The organism is Mesorhizobium sp. M1423 (assembly GCF_040317575.1).
Classification (GTDB): Bacteria; Pseudomonadota; Alphaproteobacteria; order Rhizobiales; family Rhizobiaceae; genus Mesorhizobium.
The window spans coordinates 110178-124875 of the sequence record NZ_JAMYKU010000019.1 but is presented as its reverse complement, the minus strand read 5'-3'; the positions used below and the strand labels follow the sequence as shown (position 1 = coordinate 124875).

Here is a 14698-nt window from a genome sequence, read left to right as displayed (position 1 = left end):
AACTGCAGGCCCTTTAAGGCTCGAGCGCGCTCTTACAGACCGCAGTACGCCGACTGGTAATGCAAACGGTAGAAGGATACCCGCCGCGCGTTCGTACGGTTTCGTCTGAGTGAGCTGGGCTGTCACCTACGCAGCCGACGCCGATTGGACCACGCGGGCTGCGAGACACAGGTGCCTTTTCAATCAGCCGAGGCCAGGCCCGACCCAAGCTGGTAGCGCGATACGGCATTGCTGGGGCGACACACCGTGGAAGGTCCTGAAACACTTTGCAAAGTGCGAAGGAGAAATGAACCCACAGGCCATTGCGATATCAATTATTGGCAAGCTTGTACCTTCAATCAGGCGCTTGGCGTGCTCGACCCGGATACGAAGGTAATGACGCACGGGGGGCATATGCACGTGGTGTGCAAACAAACGCTCCAGCTGACGTCGCGATATTCCGACTCTACGCGCAACCTCGCTCATGCGCAGGGGATATTCTACGTGCTCTTCCATAAGCCGCATGGCCATCAGAAGCTTATCGCTTGCACCCGCAAACGCCAAACCTGACGGACCGGTCTGGCGGTTCGTACCTGAACGTTGACCTTCAACCGTTGCGTACCGGCAAACCTCGCGGGCGGCTAACCCACCGACCTGACCCGCAATCAGATCAACGGCCAAGTCGAAGGCCGCAAGTTCACCAGCACATGTCGAAAACTGACCGTCTTTCACAAATAGTGCATCACGGATCTGGGTTTGACTGAACATCTCCGAAAATGCGGCTAGTCGCGACCAGTGAATCGTGCAGCGCCTGCCTACCAGCAAGCCTGTCTGCGCCAGAAGCCAGGTGGCCGTTCCAACTGCGGAGATTGCAATTCCGCGCCGTGCAAATGTCCGCAGGACGTTATTGATCTGCGCCGGTAGCCTCCGCACCACCGGCTCGCCGGCGATGATTGCAAGATGATGGGGTCCCCGACCGCCGATACATGTGTCCAATTCGTCGATCGTCATATCGACGGCCACCGCGATGCCGCTGGCACCCTCGACCGGGCGCGAGTCAAGTCCAGCTATTCGCCAGCGGAACAGCTTTGCCCTCGCAAGCATATTAGCAATGCGAAACGGCTCAAGAAACGCGTGGAGTGCCAGCTGCGAAAACCCTGGCACCACCAAAACAACCAGCTCCACCGGGTGGCCACCGTGCAACTGATCGTCAAGCCTGAACAGCGGCTTCATTGCATTCATGTCGGGAGGTGCGTTCATCAGCTTCTTCCATACCTTTGGGAAGGACTCGCCGAGCATTTCTCCGGCAAGCCTGGTGCTATTTCGGCTAAGTCTAGAGCAGGCGGTTGATCGGCGGGCGGAGGCAGCCAATCGCCGCCTGCGGCGGATGATCGTTCTCGGTGCCTGTAATACGTCCCTACGTGTCTCCGAGCTGCCCCGTCTAAAGGACAGCGTCGCCGATCTGAAGTTCCTTGCGTTTCATGAAGTCGAGAAGCTCTTCATCGATGGCTTCGTCGAGCGGCGGGGCCTCGTATTCCCTCAGTGCCTTTTCAGCGGCGTCGCGCCCGCGCGTGTCTGCGTCCCTTGAACCTGCAAAGGTCCACTGCTCATAACTGTCGTGGTTCATAAGGTCAGGCACAAAAAACGCCTGCTCGAAATTCTTCAGCGTATGCGCGGTTCCGAGATAATGGCTTCCCGGCTCACTCTGTCGGATCGCATCGAGCGTCTCATCCAGTTCGCTCATCACCAAGCCCTGCCCAAGCTTGTAGAACATCACCATCTGCTCTGCATCAAGCATGAATTTGCTGTAGCTTTGGGTGAGGGCGCCCTCAAGGTAACCAGTGGTGGAAAGAACGAAGTTCGCCCCGGCGATCAGTACGCCGTACATATTGCGGGCTGCCTCATATCCGGCCTGTGCGTCGACCAGCTTCGAGCTCGTGCACATCCCGCTGCAACGCCAGGGGAGCTTGTAGTGTCTCGCGAGCTGGCCAACCAACATGTTCATGTGGTCGATTTCCGGCGTTCCTGCCATCGGTGCGCCGCTCTTCATTGAAACGGTCGCCAACCACTGGCCATAGATGGCAGGGGCTCCAGCCCGGACGAGCTGCGCGAAGGCTACGCCGGCCAAGGCCTCGGCATTGAGCTGCGCGACGGCCGCCAGAGTGCTTGCCGGTGTGCTGGCGCCTGCCAACACGAAGGGCGTAAACAGGATCGCCTGATTACTCGCGGCATAGACCTTGACCGCATCGAGCATCGTCGAGTCCCACACCAACGGCGAATTGCAGTTCGCAATCGACACGGTGACAGTGTTGTTGTGGATAAACTCGTCACCGAAGACGATTTTGGCCATCGATACGGTATCTTCCGCCCGCTCGCGCGACGTCACGGCGCCCATGAATGCTTTGTCAGAGTATTTGATTAGGCTGTAGTTCATATGCAGATGGCGCTTGGGGACTGCAATGTCCATCGGCTCGCATAGGACACCGCCCGTCATATGCATTGCAGGCGCTTGATAAGCGAGCTTTGCAAAATTCACGAAATCGGCGATCGTCGAGTTGCGCCGCTTGCCTTCGAGGTCCAGCACGTTCGGAGATCCGTATGCTGGCGTAAAGATGGTTCTCCGACCGCCGAGAGTGACCGTCTTGGCAGGGTTTCGCGCGTGGACTGTGATGGTTTCTGGAGCCTTTGCGACCAGTTCCAGTAGAAGATTTCGATTGATCCTAACGCGCTGGCCTGTCACATCGGCCCCAGCCGCTTGCCAGAGCGCAATGGCCTCGTCATCGCGGAATTCGATCCCAATCTCTTCAAGTATCTGCATCGAATAATCATGCAGCCGCTGCAATTCATCCGCGCTGAGCAAATCCATATACGGAATACCCCGGTCCATTGGGGGCATAAATGTTACAGCTCTCTCTGAACGCATCTTTTGGCGAGCGTCTCGGCCACCTGATCGTGCAGACATACTTTTGATCCCTATTTGATGTTAGAATATAGTGCACAAATCTGCCGACCACTAACAATAAAAAATCATCATACCTATAAAGTTGGGTTATGCGCATAGGGCGTCTGACGGCCTAAAGTCTTTCCTGGATTCCACGCAACAGGGAGGATGCGGTCACAATTCCAACTTCATCTCCGGCGTCATCGATTACAACAAGTGGCATATTTCGATTTCGGTTTGACAACCCGACCAGTTCCTTGATGGGAACGTTCAGCTTGATCCTTGGAGCGTCTGCCAGCGCGATGGCATCGCCGGAATTCTCATAGTCGCCAATGGGGAGGATGACCGACTCGGCTTTCAGGAGCTTTAAGCGGCTACTGCCTTGAACGAATTTCTCGACGTACGGATCTTTCGGGTTGCCGAGGATGTCTTCAGCAGACCCAATTTGAAGCATTTTGCCGTCCTTCATGACCCCGATATGGTGGCCGAGCCGCACCGCCTCGTCCAAATCGTGCGTGATGAAGAGTGTCGTTTTGTTCAGCTTCGTCGACAGTTCCCTGAACTGATCCTGGAGCTCACGCCGGATAAGGGGGTCGAGCGCTGAAAATGGCTCATCCATCAACAATATGGCTGGATCGGCTGCCAGTGCCCGGGCCAGTCCTATACGCTGCTTCATTCCTCCCGAGAGCTCATCTGGATACCTGTTGCCCCAGCCGGCCAACTGCACCAGCTCAAGCTTTTCCTCAGCAATTTCATAGCGCTGCCGAGCATTAATTTTCCGAAGCTCCAGACTCAGGGCAACATTGTCGCGGACAGTGCGATGAGGGAGCAGCGCGACATTTTGAAAAACCATTCCCATTGAACGGGCACGGAGTTGTCGCATCTCGTCTTCTGACTTCAGATTGATGTCTTCTCCGCCGACAATAACCTGCCCGGCACTGGGTTTGATCAATCGGTTGACATGCCGAACCAATGTCGACTTGCCGCTTCCGGATAGACCCATCACACAGAAGATCTCGCCAGCCTCGACCTTGAACGAGACTCCGGCCACGGCGACCACGCAACCATGTTTCTCAAGCAGCTCAGCTTTCGAAAGATTGTCGCCTTGCACGCTCGCAAGGTTGAATTTCGGGCTTGTCCCGAAGACCTTCCATACGCCTTTGAATTCTATTGCATGCGCTTTCAAGTTAAGCTCCCAAGGTTGAGAGGTGTCGCCCGGTACCGCATAGGATCCCGGGCCTCGCAGTTCAGCTTACTTAGCGTCTGCATGTTTCGCCTGCGCTATCCAGGCATTCCACTGGTCGAGATGGGCCTTCTTCCAGGCCTCGGCATGACCATGGATCGCGTCGTTCGTCTTTTCACCTTTGTGGATAAGCAGGTTCTCATCATCTATGTCCTGAATCTGTATCGTGACCTGTTCGAACCACTTGTTAGCGGCTGCATTTTTCTCCAGAAAAGCGGTGTTCGCAAATACATGATGGCTGTTCACGGAGAAACCCATGTTTCCGATGCCCGGGACTACCGTGTCAGCCCCAGTCTGCTCATCAGGCAACGCCGTAAACGGTACCGTCAGCCAGACCACTTCCTGGCCATGCCGAAGAACCCCGTTCACCCACATTGGGACCCAGCCATAATACAACGTTGGTTTACCAGACTGAATTCTCTGGATGACATCCGCCAGGAGCGCGAAATATTCCCCCTGCTTGTGCGTCACCGTATCCCGCAGGCCGTACGCATCAAGGTGGTGTTCGATGATACGTTCGCAGCCCCAGCCCGGATCACACCCATAAAGGTCGGCTTTGCCATCCCCATCGACATCGAACAGTTTGGCGAGTTTGGGGTCTTTGAGCTGATCGATCGTCTTGATGCCGTATTCGTCGGCAGTGGCCTTGTCGATCGAGTATCCTTGGATTGAGTTCTTCGCCAGAGTCCCAACCCGATGAGCCTTGGCGTCCCCGCCGGCCTTTTCGGCGAACGTTATGTGTAGGGGATACCAGTGCGGCGTGTAGTAATCGGCATCACCGCTAGCTACGGCCAGGTGGGCGAGGGGAATCTGCGCCGATGATGGCTCCTGGACGGTATAGCCCAGATCTTCAAGGCCGATTTTGACGATGTATGCCTCGAACATTTCCTCGGCAATGCCATTGACCAGAGGCTTTACTGTAACGCCTTTGCCCGGAAGATCCTCAGCAGAAGCGTACCCCGCAGATAAGGCGAGAGTGCCCAGCACCGTCAAGGCTGCGGTGAATCCCCGAAAACGCTTCTCAATTTTAAGCCGATTGCTCATAAGTCGCTCCCATTGTTGCTAGTCGTTGTTCGTCGCTAATTTCTGCCGGCCGTTGTTTAATCCCCCATGTCCCGCCGGCGAGGTTTGGAAGTTCCTGAAGAAGGCGGTGAAGAGCGCGGCTGGGCCCCGCCTGTGCCACGCAACGCCCGCAAAGCTTCGCCGCCGTGACATCGCAGATTGGGCCAAGCGATCTAGAATAACCGCCAGGAAGACAATGCCGATCCCCCCGGTTGCGGCCAAACCAATGTCCAGGCGTCCAATGCCGCGGAGGACCATCTGCCCAAGGCCGCCGACGGCGATCATGGAAGCTACGACAACCATCGAAAGCGACATCATCAATGTCTGGTTCACACCGGCGACGATGCTCGGAAGAGCCAGAGGCAATTGGGCTTTGAAAAGAAGCTGCCGGTTGGTTGCTCCGAAAGCACGCATAGCTTCGACCACTTCCTCAGACACCTGCTGGATACCCAGTGTTGTCAGCCTGATAACGGGCGGAAGCGCGAAGATGATCGTCACGATGACACCGGGGACGTTGCCGATACCGAACAACATGACCACTGGCACCAGGTAGACGAACGAGGGGATCGTTTGCATTGTGTCGAGGATCGGTCGGCAGATCGCAGCTGCGCGGTCACTTCGAGCGGCGAGCACGCCTAGCGGTATGCCGATGACCGTGCATACGAGCACCGCCGTGAACACCAGCGACAATGTTGTCATTGTTTCACCCCAGATGCCGAGGAAGCCGATAATTACCAGCAAGCCTACGATCTGGGCAGCAAGCCGCCATCCAGCCAGTTGCCACGCGACCAGACCGAAGCAAACAATCGTGACCACGGGTGGAATGCCATTGAGTGCAAGATCAAATGCGGTCAGAAGCTTGTCGATGGGCCACTTCAAGGTTTGAAAGAACGGACGGTACTCTTGGACAATCCACCCCAGGCCGGAATCTACCCAGTCACCAAACGGGATGTGCCACTTCTTGAACGGGTCTAGTACATCTTCAGCGTTCACAAATCGTCCTTTCAGCCAAGATCCGAAGCTGCGGTGGTGCAAGCGCTCAGGATTCCGGTAGCTAGCCTGCGGCCGCCGCTAAACCACGTCAACTTTACGGCTGGGAGCGCTTAAAGCTGAGCTAGCGCGGCATACCCGGACTTGGGGTATGGGTGTCCTGGCCCTGCACCGTCAGCCCGGTCGGTACCGGAGCTTCAGCAGGGCTTGAAGGCGTTCCGTCTGACTGTTCTTCTGACTGTTCTAAGGACGCTACCGACGCGGTGGCTACAAAACAACCGTATAAAAAGTTATGCCGCCAAGGAATAAATGTTATCAGGACGATAGCCCTAGATAAGGGGTGGGCATGTACCCGCCGAGAGCCGGGGCTGGGGACAGGCAAGCTTCGTTTCCGATTGCCTCCCCGTGCGTTTGATGAGCTACCCACCAGCATGATCCCTGGTTATCCCTCCCTTCATGAAAACTCATTTGAAGCGGGGTAAGCGGCTGTTTATAGATCTTCCATAAGAGGCCGCCCTAGGGTGGGCTTGCCATGATAGCTCCGGGGGAAACATTTGCCCAATAACAGCCTCTTGGATCAGGTTGTCATCGTAACAGGCGCCGCCGGTGGCATCGGGAGCGCAATTGCTCGGGTGTTTCACCAGTCAGGGGCACGCATGGTGCTAGCCGATTACGATCATCACAGCGTTTCCAGGTTGGCCACATCGCTAGACCCGTCAGCGGAGCGCGTGATCGCTATCAGATATGACGCTAGCAACCCGTCTGATGCTGATGCGGTCGTCTCGGCTTGCCTGGCTCAATTTCAATGTATTGATCACGTCGTACCCGCAGCTGGAATTTACGACGAAAAGCCCGTGTCGACCTTGACGGACGCAGATTGGCGCCGAACCATGTCGATCAACCTTGACGGAGTGTTCTATATCTGTCGACGGGCCATTCCCCATATGAGGCCAGGGGGGACAATTGTGACCATCGCGTCAGGCGCCGCGCATCAAGGCTGCTCGCCGGGCGGCCACTACGCTGCATCAAAAGGAGCGGTCCTTGCTCTCAGTAGATCTCTAGCCAAGGAACTTGCTCCGGCTATAAGGGTCAATACGGTTTCTCCGGGCACCATTAACACCCCGATGGTCGAGGATTTGCTGCGCCAGAACGGGGATAAGTTCCTGGACGCGACGCCTGCCGGTCGTGTCGGATCCGCCGAGGAAGTTGCTAATGTCGTAGCGTTTCTGTGCAGCAGCGCGTCTAGCTATATCGTGGGCGAAGCCATCCACGTGAATGGCGGATATTACATGGGCTAAATTAGCTCAGGACGGCCTTGCTCCTGCTGCGCGACGGTGGCATTTTCTCAATTCGCAGGCATGTGTCCGAGGCCGCCAGGAGCAGATGGAGGAGGTGATTGCTGCACCTTGTTGTGAATTCACCCTCACCGCCCGGTAGGTACCGCATTGCCGCATTTGCTCAGACGATGGCTAATCCTGCGGCGGCAGGCCTTGTTGGCTTGAAGTTGCCTCGGTCTGACCAATCACCATCGAGTCTGCAGCCGCTGCCGGCGGATTAAGGTCTTCGACCTGTGCAATCAACCAGTTGCGGAATATCTGAACGTCTTCCCGCTCGATGGCTGTGTCTGGGATGACGAGATGATGTTTTCGCCCGGTGAGGCAGCTCTCAGTCAAAGGCCGGATCAGCGTCCCCTCTTTGAGGAAATCGCTGACCAGATGACGCCAGCCAAGCCCTATGCCATGGCCTCTGATCACCGACTGCATCATCGTTGGGTAGTTGTTGAACGTGATAATACGCTTGAAGTCTGACGAGATCCCGAACTGTCCGAGCCAATGCACCCAATCAAAAGGGGACCATGGGTAGGCGGACCAATGCTGGTCATCCATAACAAGGAGGACCTCGTTTACCAAGTCCTCCGGAGTACGGATTCCCGCAGAATGGGTCTGATAAGACTTGCTGCAAACTGGGAAGACTTCCTCTCCAAACAGTTCCGTTGCGGTGAAGCCTGGGCGCGCCAGATACCCCATAACCACGGACACATCGAAACCGTCCGTCGCGGGGGCCGGGCTCCGTTCAAGCGAAACCAGGTGTAGGTCGACATCCGGGTTGTTCGCTACGAAATCACCAATTCGATGGCTCATGAACAGGGTTGCGAACGACATTGGCATGCCGACCGTCAAGCGTCGGGCTTTCTCGCGTCGCTTCACACTGTCGAAGGCTGCTGCAATATGGGCGAGGCTCAAGGTCGCAGCTTCAAATAACTCCTCGCCAGCGGGCGACAACGACACCTTTTGGTTCCCGCGGTTAAACAGCTGGATGTCGAGATGGTCCTCCAACGTCAGAATATGGCGACTGACCGCCGCTTGAGTAACCGAAAGCTCGTTAGCAGCCTTGGTAAAACTCATATGCCGTGCGGCAGCTTCAAATGCGCGTAATGCGCTTAACGGAAGCCGTCGGTAATTGGACATAGATAACTGTTACTCCAGGGCTACATGGAAGTAAATTCAGGCCTCAGTTTTTGCCGCGCCAGGCGTCGCATGCGGCCGCGGGCGCTGAGTGCCGAATGGGCCTTGGCAGTCTCTTCGCTCTTGACGTGGGACTTCCGGGTCGCCGCTCCATGGAATCCAGTTGAAGGCTGTCCACCCGCCATCAGGTACGATGACTTGCCCGGTCACGTAACTGGACCGGTCAGACGCAAGGAAGAGAGCAGCTTCAGCAACATCACGGGGCTGGCCAAATCGGCGCATTGGCAACTGGTCCATGTAGGCATCGACATCCATATGGCCGTCATCGATAGCCTTCCTGAGCATCTCTGTTTCAATCATGCCTGGGGCCACTGCGTTGACCCGGATCGCGTAGCCGGCCCATTCGATGGCTAGCACCTTGGTCATTGAGATGACGGCGGCCTTGGCCGCGTTATAAGCGAGCCGCATTGGGACATTGGAGAACCCATTAATCGGCGAAATGTTGACAATGCCTGCGCCACCGCGCCCGCGCATAATCTTCCCAAATTCACGGCTGCAGAGAAATACGCCGGTGGTCATAACGGCGAAGGACGCTTCCCAATCCTTGAGAAGGAAGCTCATGCTAGGCCCAATACGGGCAATACCCGCATTGTTGACAAGGATGTCTACGCCGCCGTGATCGCGGGCGATCATTTGTGCGACAGCTACGACTTCCTGTTCACTCGTCACATCAACACGATAGAATGAATGCCGGCTTCAATTGCTGGCGGATCGAGATCGAGGTTGATTACCTTACCGCCGTGGTCGGCAAAGAGCGCACAGATCGCGGCACCGATCCCTCGGCTGCCTCCGGTATCGACGCAAACGTTCCCTGCGACCTCGCCGCTCATCCGACCGCCTGGCGCGCACGCAGGCTTTCCGAGCGCCCTTCGATAACAAAGCCCCTGTAGCCGTCGGTCGCTACTTCCTCGCAGATCTTCTGGTAGGTCGGCACCCCGCCGACATAAGGCATAAACACGGCGGGTTTCCCGGGCACGTTAACGCCGAGGTACCAGGACTTCGCCTTGGTGTACAACGTGCCTTCAGCCGCCTGCCCGACATGCTCCATCCAACCTTCTTCGGCCGAGGCCGTTGCTTCGATAGTCTCTGCGCCTCGCGTTTTGAGGTAGGCCAGGCAATCAGCGATCCATTTGACATTATCTTCGATGGCTACGATCACATTAGTCAACACCGACGGGCTTCCCGGCCCGGTGACGATGAACAGGTTGGGAAATCCCGATGTCATCAGGCCCAGGTATGTGTTCGGGCCGTCCCGCCATTTCTCTTTTAGCGTAAGGGCTTGGCGGCCGACGATATCGATCTTGCTCAGCGCGCCGGTAATGGCGTCGAACCCTGTAGCGAGCACCAACGTATCGAGCTCATAGAATTGGGAGCCCGCGGTCAGGCCGTTTTCCGAGACCTCCTGTAGAGGATTAGAGCGCAGGTCAACCAGGGTCAAGTTTTGCCGGTTGAACGTTGCAAAGTAGTTTGTATCAGCGCAGATGCGCTTGCTACCGATCGGATGGACCGGCGCCAGCAGGTTAGCGACAGCGGGATCTGTGACAACCTCGCGAATTTTTTTCCGGACGAACTCAGCAGCTGTGCTGTTGGCGTCCTCATTCTTGAGCAAATCGGAATATGCGCCGGTGAATCCGGTGCCCCCTGCAGCCCAACGTCTTTCATATTCTTGCAGGCGGTCTTCCGGAGATACGGCCAGCGCAGATTTGGTACCTATGTCAGACAAAATCCCTGCCGGCATCGTGCGGGCCGCCATGCGCCGTTCCGCATAGCTTTGCTTCCACTCGGCTTCATAGGCGCTATCCATGGGCTGATTGCGCGCCGGGATACTGAAATTCGGGGTCCGTTGGAAAACGTAAAGGTGTTTTGCCAGTTTCGCGAGTTCCGGAACCACCTGGATCCCCGACGATCCGGTACCAATGGCGCCGATTTTCCGGCTGGCCAGATCTACCGGCTCTTGGGGCCAATTTCCCGTGTGATAAATTTCGCCTTTGAATGTACCCAAGCCTGGGATGTTCGGGCGCTGGGCAGCGGACAAACAGCCGGTCGCCATAACGCACCATTTCGCACGATAATGCTCTCCACCAGCGGTGGAAACCTGCCAGACATCCTCCCCTTCGTGGAAAATTGCGCTTGCTACTCGGGAGTTGAATCTGATGTCACGGAGAAGATCGAATTTGTTCGCGACATGGTTTGCATACTTCAAAATCTCAGGCTGCGATGCGTATCGTTCGCTCCAGCTCCACTCTTGCTGCAGCTCCTCGCAGAACGAGTAGGAGTATTGCATGCTCTCGACGTCACACCGCGCCCCGGGATATCGGTTCCAGAACCAGGTCCCACCCACGCCCGGCGCAGTTTCCAGAATAGTGGCTGTGAGGCCAAGTTCCCTCGCGAGATGAAGCATGTACATTCCGGCAAAGCCGGCACCCACAATGATCACGTCAAATGAAGGCGCCTCTATCGAGGAGCGCTGTTCCAAACTGTCAGTATTCTGCATGAGATGCTCCTAATTCTTGTGAGACGGTATGACGGACAACTGCCCCACCGAGTTGCACACGCGGGTCGGCTCCAGTCATGCTGTTCCAACGCTCACGGTCCAACACTCTCAGACGTAAGTTCCGACCGCCTCCAGACGCTGGGTGGTTGGCCGTAGGCCCTTCGGAAGACCCTGGAGAAATGAGAGGCATTCTCAAAACCTGCCCCCAGAGCGACCTCGATCAAAGGAGTATCGATCCTCCTAAGAAGTTGCTTTGCGCGCTCCAGCCGCAAGCGTCGGTAGATAAGCGCAGGAGAGCTGTTCACCTGTTTGAAAAACAGCCGTTCGAGTTGTCGTCGAGAAATTCCCAATGTCATAGCGAGCTTGGAAACAGACATGGTGTTCTCGATGTTTTGCTCCATCAAAAACAGAGCAGCTCGAAGCCTCGGGTCATCTGTCTCTATTGCCAGAGGCCGACGCGATTGCAGGCTCTCCGCATTCCGAACTTTGTCGATCTGCAGCACTTCCAGAGCGTTTCGCTCGGCCGCATAGCCAATGTGCTGTCGCACCAACTCTGCCGCTAGATCGGCTGCGCTGCTGCCGCCTGCGCATGACCCGCGGGTCGTGTCCAGGTTATAAATTCTGTCTGCTCGAACCTTTAACCCCGGAAAGCGCTCTCGAAAGTCGACGTAATGAAGCCAACTCACACAGGTCTCATGGGCGGCCATAAGACCTGACTCGGCCAGAATGAACGTCCCGGTGCAGATTCCGATCAGTCGCGCGCCTTTGGACCCAGCATCACGAAGATATTGCAAGGTTTCCTTGTCAACCGCCACCCCGTGGGTCAACCGTCCCCCGACGACGACAATGTAATCAAACTCGATTGGATCAAGGAATGGCGAGGTCGGCGAGACCTGAACGCCGCAGCTCGACATCACAGGCTGCCGGGTGTTGGACAGGACCTCCCAATCGGCGTTGATGCGGCCCGATTTATCTGTTTCATCGCTAGCGAGTCTCAGCGTGTCGATAAACATGGCGAAGGCGGTCAACGTGAAGGAGCGGGCCAGGACAAACCCGACCTTCAGTCGGACAGACGTTGTCTGTCTGCGCCGGGGTGAGGATTGAAACACCGTGTCTGGCTCCATCCGTTGGAAGACCCTGGGAAATGCCTCAGGCGTCAACGCTTATGGCGTTTCCTATCTTGACTCATGATGCTTGTCTACAATATGTCTATTATGAAAATTGAGGAGCCGCAATGAGCTTGGTTGAACCTGCCGCCTCGGACCGAAAGGGCATTCTTGCCGAAACGCTGGTGCATCGTATCCTGACGATGCAGCTCGAGCCGGGGGCGGTTCTCGACGAAGTCGCTCTCAGCGAGGAATTCGGCCTGTCCCGTCCGCCGGTCCGCGAACTCATGCGGCAGATGGCGGGCGAGGGTTACGTCGATCTTGAGGCAAACCGCGCTGCGCGCGTATCCGTAATGTCTTACCAGACGCTTCGGGATTTTCTGATCGTTGCTCCGATGATCTACGTCGGAACGACGAAGCTCGCCGCTGTCAACCACAAGCCTGGGGACCTCGAAGTCCTCAAGCACACCCAGCAGAAATTCCGGCAGTCCATTGCCGATGGCCACGTCGAGAACAGGGTGATCTTCAATCACCAGTTCCATCTCAACATCGGAAAGATGGCACACAACCCCTATCTGCTTCCCAGCCTCAAGAAGCTTCTCATCGATCACGCCCGGATCGGAAAGATCTTCTATCGCCAAAACGGCGGCCCGCGGATCCAGGCGGACCAGGAAACCGCTGCGCGGCAACATGACCAGATGATCGAGGCCATCGAAGCCAGGGACGCAGAGCGGGCCGGCGAACTGGTGCGCGCCCATCTTGAAGTTTTCCGAAACGACGTAGCGCTCTACGCCGTGCCCAACGGCATGCAGGGCGAACTCGAGGGATAATCATCTGCTAGTGTCAGTGGGACACGTGGGAGAACAGAAATGCTGAACAAAGTCGACTACAAGACGCAGGCGGCCGCTCTCAAATTGCCGAACAGGATGATCGTGGACGGAGAGCAAACGGCCGCCCTGTCCGGCAAAACATTTCCGACGATAAACCCGGCGACGGGCAAGGTCCTGGCGGAGCTTCCGGCGGCTTCGGCGGCGGATGTCGACAAGGCGGTCGCTGCCGCCCGGCTAGCGTTTGAGGACGGCCGTTGGTCTAAGTTGCCTCCGGCGACCAGGAAAAAGGTGCTTGTTAAGCTGGCGTCCGTTATCGAGGATAACACGCTCGATCTGGCGCTGATGGAAAGCCTGGATAGCGGCAAAACCATTAGCGACTGCATCAACATTGATGTGCCCGAGGCGATCAATAGCCTCAGATGGCATGCCGAGGCCGTGGACAAGATATACGATCAGGTTTCGCCAGCGAATGATGCGTCGCTCGGCCTTATTGTGCGCGAGCCGATCGGTGTCGTTGGCCTCGTTCTTCCATGGAATTTTCCTCTTCTCATGCTCGCATGGAAGATTGGGCCAGCACTTGCCGCGGGGTGCACGATTGTGGTCAAGCCGGCTGAGGAGACCTCGCTTACCACATTGCGCGTCGCTGAACTCGCTCTGGACGCGGGCCTGCCGGCTGGCGTGTTTAACGTCCTGACGGGTGACGGCCCGGACGTTGGTGAACCGATTGGCCGGCATCCCGATATCGACGCTGTTTCATTCACCGGCTCCACCGAGACCGGTCGCCGCTTCCTCAAGTATTCCTCCGAGAGCAATTTGAAGGAAGTCGTACTAGAAATGGGCGGTAAGAATCCTTGCATTGTCATGGAAGATGTTCCCGATCTCGACGCGGTGGCCGCTCATATCGGCAACGGCGCATTCTGGAACATGGGCCAGAATTGCTCGGCCATCTCGCGAGTCTTCGTCCACAATGACGTGAAGGACCGCCTCATCGAAAAACTGGCGGAAGTCGCCAGATCCTGGACTGTAGGCGACCCGCTTGATCCCGACACGCGCATCGGCCCGCTGATCTCTGCCACCCATTTCGGGAAAGTTAGTGGCTATCTGGGAGGCGAGGGAAAGGTTGTGGCTGGCGGCAAGGTCTTCAATGGGACCACGGTCGAACCCACGATCATTGAATTCGACCGCCACCGTAGCAAGCACGTCCGGGAAGAGATCTTTGGGCCAATCGTCTCTGTGATTGGGGTGCAGTCCCTCTCGGAAGCGGTCTCCCTCGCCAATGAAACTGAATATGGCCTCGCAGCGTCAGTTTTTACGGCTGACGGAACACGAGCGCTCCGGGCCGCACGGGCGATCAAAGCCGGGACCGTCACTGTGAACTGCTACGGGGAGGGGGACGCTGCAACCCCATTTGGCGGCTACAAGCAGTCGGGCTTCGGCGGCCGCGACAAGTCCCTGCACGCTCATGATCAGTATACCCAGACCAAAACGCTCTGGATCGACCTGAGCAGCTCAAATGAAGGTTTCTGAA

The 14698-nt window shown here is 56.7% G+C and carries 13 protein-coding genes; 3 read left to right on the top strand and 10 right to left on the bottom strand.

All coding sequences use genetic code 11. The annotated features are described in order from the left end of the window. Window positions 1-183 precede the first annotated feature (183 nt). From NKG95_RS22920 to NKG95_RS22900, 5 genes are all read right to left on the bottom strand, one after another. Window positions 184-1239 (bottom strand): GlxA family transcriptional regulator, encoded by a 1056-nt coding sequence (locus NKG95_RS22920; RefSeq protein WP_353042627.1) that lies wholly within the window; start codon window positions 1237-1239, stop codon window positions 184-186. Between the two features lie 181 nt (window positions 1240-1420). Further along, the gene (locus NKG95_RS22915) at window positions 1421-2941 is read right to left on the bottom strand and encodes a trimethylamine methyltransferase family protein (protein WP_353042626.1); all 1521 of its coding nucleotides are present in this window, start codon (window positions 2939-2941) and stop codon (window positions 1421-1423) included. A gap of 112 nt (window positions 2942-3053) precedes the next feature. Further along, window positions 3054-4106 carry a quaternary amine ABC transporter ATP-binding protein gene (locus tag NKG95_RS22910; protein ID WP_353042625.1) on the bottom strand — a complete coding sequence of 351 codons (1053 nt, stop codon included), beginning with the start codon at window positions 4104-4106 and terminating at the stop codon, window positions 3054-3056. 66 nt (window positions 4107-4172) lie between these two features. Further along, on the bottom strand, window positions 4173-5207 hold the full coding sequence (gene proX / locus NKG95_RS22905; protein WP_353042624.1) for a glycine betaine/L-proline ABC transporter substrate-binding protein ProX: 1035 nt from the start codon (window positions 5205-5207) through the stop codon (window positions 4173-4175). A gap of 18 nt (window positions 5208-5225) precedes the next feature. Then, entirely contained in the window at window positions 5226-6218 is a 993-nt protein-coding gene (locus NKG95_RS22900) for an ABC transporter permease (RefSeq protein ID WP_353042623.1), read from the bottom strand. 551 nt (window positions 6219-6769) lie between these two features. Between NKG95_RS22900 and NKG95_RS22895 the strand changes: the two genes are divergently transcribed. Then, the gene (locus NKG95_RS22895; RefSeq protein ID WP_353042622.1) at window positions 6770-7513 is read left to right on the top strand and encodes an SDR family NAD(P)-dependent oxidoreductase; all 744 of its coding nucleotides are present in this window, start codon (window positions 6770-6772) and stop codon (window positions 7511-7513) included. 171 nt (window positions 7514-7684) lie between these two features. On the opposite strand, the gene NKG95_RS22890 is transcribed toward NKG95_RS22895, so the two are convergent. The 5 genes from NKG95_RS22890 to NKG95_RS22870 all read right to left on the bottom strand — a co-directional run bounded on the left by NKG95_RS22890 (window position 7685) and on the right by NKG95_RS22870 (window position 12358). After that, the gene (locus NKG95_RS22890; protein WP_353042621.1) at window positions 7685-8683 is read right to left on the bottom strand and encodes a LysR substrate-binding domain-containing protein; all 999 of its coding nucleotides are present in this window, start codon (window positions 8681-8683) and stop codon (window positions 7685-7687) included. A gap of 36 nt (window positions 8684-8719) precedes the next feature. Further along, complete coding sequence (locus NKG95_RS22885; RefSeq protein ID WP_353042620.1) at window positions 8720-9373, bottom strand: SDR family NAD(P)-dependent oxidoreductase; 654 nt, start codon at window positions 9371-9373, stop codon at window positions 8720-8722. A gap of 32 nt (window positions 9374-9405) precedes the next feature. Next, the gene (locus tag NKG95_RS22880) at window positions 9406-9570 is read right to left on the bottom strand and encodes a hypothetical protein (RefSeq protein WP_353042619.1); all 165 of its coding nucleotides are present in this window, start codon (window positions 9568-9570) and stop codon (window positions 9406-9408) included. Then, window positions 9567-11234, bottom strand: a complete 1668-nt coding sequence (locus tag NKG95_RS22875) for a flavin-containing monooxygenase (RefSeq protein ID WP_353042618.1) — start codon at window positions 11232-11234, stop codon at window positions 9567-9569. Before NKG95_RS22875 ends, NKG95_RS22880 begins: the two co-directional genes overlap by 4 nt. 92 nt (window positions 11235-11326) lie before the next feature. Continuing rightward, window positions 11327-12358, bottom strand: a complete 1032-nt coding sequence (locus tag NKG95_RS22870; RefSeq protein ID WP_502913976.1) for a GlxA family transcriptional regulator — start codon at window positions 12356-12358, stop codon at window positions 11327-11329. A gap of 110 nt (window positions 12359-12468) precedes the next feature. Here NKG95_RS22870 and NKG95_RS22865 point away from each other — a divergent pair, with 110 nt between their 5' ends. Both NKG95_RS22865 and NKG95_RS22860 read left to right on the top strand, forming a co-directional pair. Next, window positions 12469-13170, top strand: coding sequence for a GntR family transcriptional regulator (locus tag NKG95_RS22865; protein WP_353042617.1), 702 nt, complete (start codon window positions 12469-12471; stop codon window positions 13168-13170). A 39-nt stretch (window positions 13171-13209) separates the two neighbouring features. Next, window positions 13210-14697 (top strand): aldehyde dehydrogenase, encoded by a 1488-nt coding sequence (locus NKG95_RS22860; protein WP_353042616.1) that lies wholly within the window; start codon window positions 13210-13212, stop codon window positions 14695-14697. Window position 14698: the final 1 nt, after the last annotated feature.